The organism is Bacteroides cellulosilyticus DSM 14838, from assembly GCF_000158035.1.
GTDB classification, from domain to species: domain Bacteria; phylum Bacteroidota; class Bacteroidia; order Bacteroidales; family Bacteroidaceae; genus Bacteroides; species Bacteroides cellulosilyticus.
Genome location: NZ_EQ973489.1, coordinates 517942 through 521425, shown reverse-complemented (window position 1 = coordinate 521425; position 3484 = coordinate 517942). Strand labels below are relative to the sequence as shown.

The 3484-nt window shown below is 45.2% G+C and carries 2 protein-coding genes and 1 pseudogene; all 3 read left to right on the top strand.

Going from position 1 to position 3484, the window contains the following annotated elements:
* Positions 1–43 precede the first annotated feature (43 nt).
* Positions 44–166 carry a DUF6769 family protein gene (locus BACCELL_RS27665; RefSeq protein ID WP_345917001.1) on the top strand — a complete coding sequence of 41 codons (123 nt, stop codon included), beginning with the start codon at positions 44–46 and terminating at the stop codon, positions 164–166.
* 74 nt (positions 167–240) lie between these two features.
* Positions 241–1482, top strand: coding sequence for an efflux RND transporter periplasmic adaptor subunit (locus tag BACCELL_RS04695; RefSeq protein WP_007210430.1), 1242 nt, complete (start codon positions 241–243; stop codon positions 1480–1482).
* Between the two features lie 145 nt (positions 1483–1627).
* Positions 1628–3484, top strand: a pseudogene (locus tag BACCELL_RS04690) (efflux RND transporter permease subunit); the annotation flags it as partial.

Here is a 3484-nt window from a genome sequence, read left to right as displayed (position 1 = left end):
TCCACTGGTTATCACATTATTCTCCGAACCCCTTCTCAGACTATTGGTCCTCCCCGAAGAAAGCGGGCAAAGACAGGACTGCATATACCAGGAGTCACTTCATGGCACGTATCTCACACGTGCCACAGGACTTCGCGCACCTCCGTGTGTTCTTACTTTATCGTAAAGTCTGCAACTTTATTGCAGGCTTTTATCTCTAATTTTGCACACAGATAAAAGTAAGAACATTAAAATATCATCATGAAAAAAATTCTTTTTATGGGAGTCATGGGATTATTCCTGTTAGGCTCTTGCAATAGTAAATCCGGCGACGGACACGAAGGTCATAATCATGAAACAGAAAAACATGAGCACGAAGGTTGTGATCATGATCATGAAGGCGAAGACCACAATCACGAAGGTGACGAACATAACCACGATGGACATAGCCACGATGAACAAACAGCGGCCGGACATAGTGACGAAATCATTCTGCCTACTGCCAAAGCACAGGCTGCCGGAGTAAAATCCAATGTTGTAGAACCGGGGATTTTCCATCAGGTTATAAAAACCAGCGGTCAGGTAATGGCAGCACAAGGAGATGAGAGCGTGGCTGTAGCAACCGTAGCTGGTGTAGTATCTTTCCGTGGAAAGGTAATCGAAGGTATGAGTGTCAGTAAAGGTACACCACTGGTGACATTATCTTCCAAGAACATGGCGGATGGTGACCCCGTAGAACGGGCACGTATCGCTTATGAAGTTTCCAAGAAAGAATATGAGCGCATGAAAGCTCTCGTAGGAAATAAAATTGTTTCTGAAAAAGATTTCGCTCAAGCGGAACAAGCATACGAAAATGCACGTATCAGCTATGAAGCCGTAGCTAAAAATAGTTCAGCAAGCGGACAAGCGGTAATTTCTCCTATCAGCGGATATGTAAAAAGCCTGTTAGTGAAAGAAGGTGATTATGTAGCCGTAGGGCAACCGTTAGTCAGCATTACGCAAAACCGCAAATTGTTCCTGCGTGCTGATGTATCTGAGAAATATTACCAATATCTGCGTACTATTGGTTCTGCTAACTTCTGCACTCCTTATAATAATAAGGTATATACATTGAAAGACTTAGACGGGCGTCTTCTCTCTTATGGCAAAGCTTCCGGTGGTGATGGTGGATATTACGTACCTGTAACCTTTGAGTTCGACAACAAAGGTGATATTATCCCCGGTTCGTTTGTAGAAATCTTCTTATTGTCTTCCCCTATAGAAAACGTAATATCCCTGCCCCATTCAGCATTGACTGAAGAACAAGGCAGTTTCTTTGTCTACCTGCAACTGGATGAAGAAGGATATAAGAAACAACTTGTGACTCTCGGAGCCGATAACGGTGAAAGCGTACAGATTCTCTCAGGTGTAAAAGCCGGAGACCGCGTGGTAACCGAAGGTGCTTATCAAGTGAAACTGGCAAGCGCTACGAATGCGATACCGGCACACAGTCACGAACACTAAACTTATTTACTATTTGACAAGTTACTATTTACTATTTGGCTGCGCAATGCATGAAGCTGATGATAAGAATAGTAAATGTCAAATGGTAAAAGACAAGGTGTATCAAATAGTAAATAGTAAATAGTAAAATAGTAAATATATCATCGTGTTAAATAAGATCATACATTTCTCACTTCATAACCGCATCCTGGTACTTGTAGCCTCGGTGTTGTTACTGATAGGCGGAACCTACACCGCCATGAACACGGAAGTGGACGTATTCCCTGACCTCAATGCACCTACGGTTGTTATCATGACCGAAGCAAACGGTATGGCAGCAGAAGAAGTGGAACAACTCGTTACATTTCCTGTAGAAACAGCAGTGAACGGTGCAACAGGTGTGCGCCGCGTACGTTCTTCATCTACCAACGGCTTCTCTGTAGTATGGGTAGAATTCGATTGGGATACGGATATTTATCTGGCCCGGCAGATTGTCAGCGAAAAGTTGGCCGTCGTAAGTGAAAGCCTGCCTACCGGTGTAGGTAAACCGACGCTGGGCCCACAATCATCCATTCTGGGTGAAATGCTGATTATCGGATTGACGGCCGACTCTACCTCCATGCTCGACCTGCGTACAATAGCCGACTGGACCATCCGACCGCGTTTGCTCTCTACGGGCGGTGTGGCACAGGTAGCAGTACTTGGCGGTGATATAAAGGAATATCAGATACAATTAGACCCGGAACGGATGCGGCATTACGGCGTTACGCTGAATGAAATCATGACTGTAACCCGCGAAATGAATCTGAACGCAAACGGTGGCGTGTTATATGAATATGGTAACGAATACATTGTGCGTGGAGTACTTTCTACCGACCGTGTAGACCAACTGGCACGTGCCGTAGTACGTGGTGGAACCGCTTCGGGGAATGCTCCTATCTTACTGGAAGACATTGCAGATGTACATATCGGAGCAAAGTTACCCAAACTGGGTACAGCATCCGAACGGGGTAAATCCGCCGTACTGTTAACAGTAACCAAGCAACCAGCCACCAGCACACTGGAATTAACGGATAAATTAGAAGCATCTTTAAAAGACTTGCAGAAGAACCTGCCACCGGATGTAAAAGTCAGCACAGACATCTTCCGTCAGAGCCGCTTTATCGAAAGCTCTATCGGAAACGTACAGAAGTCCTTGTTTGAAGGAGGTATCTTCGTTGTAATTGTCCTATTCCTATTCCTTGCGAATGTACGTACAACGGTGATCTCATTGGTTACACTACCGCTTTCATTGATTACTTCACTGGTAACGCTGCATTATATGGGCTTCACAATTAATACAATGAGCCTCGGTGGTCTTGCCATCGCTATCGGTTCGTTGGTGGATGATGCCATTGTGGACGTGGAGAATGTATATAAACGACTCCACGAGAATAAGTTGAAGCCTGTGGAAGAACGCCTTTCCATACTGGAAGTAGTATTCAACGCATCGAAAGAAGTACGTATGCCTATTCTGAATTCTACGCTGATTATCGTAGTCAGTTTCGTACCACTGTTCTTCCTCACCGGTATGGAAGGCCGCATGCTGGTTCCACTGGGTATTGCATTCATTGTAGCACTGGCCGCTTCTACGGTAGTGGCATTGACAGTTACACCAGTACTTTGCTCCTATCTTTTAGGAAGAGACAAGAAGAAGGAACAGAAAGAGAGCAGCGACTCGTTCGTAGCACGCAAGATGAAACAGTGGTATGGTGCTGCATTGGCATTTGTACTGGGACATAAGAAGATCGTACTGGGCAGTACAATCGGTTTGTTCGTAGTTGCTCTGGTATGTTTCTTCACATTGGGACGTTCGTTCCTGCCACCTTTCAACGAAGGTTCGTTTACGATTAACATATCTTCTTTACCAGGCATCTCATTAGAAGAAAGTGACAAGATGGGACACCGTGCAGAGGAATTGCTACTCAGCATTCCCGAAATACAAACCGTTGCCCGCAAGACGGACGTGCCGAACTGGACGAGC

Bases quoted from the DNA above. Each gene is read 5' to 3' on its own strand.
- BACCELL_RS04695 (WP_007210430.1), top strand. From the start codon at position 241: ATGAAAAAAATTCTTTTTATGGGAGTCATGGGATTATTCCTGTTAGGC.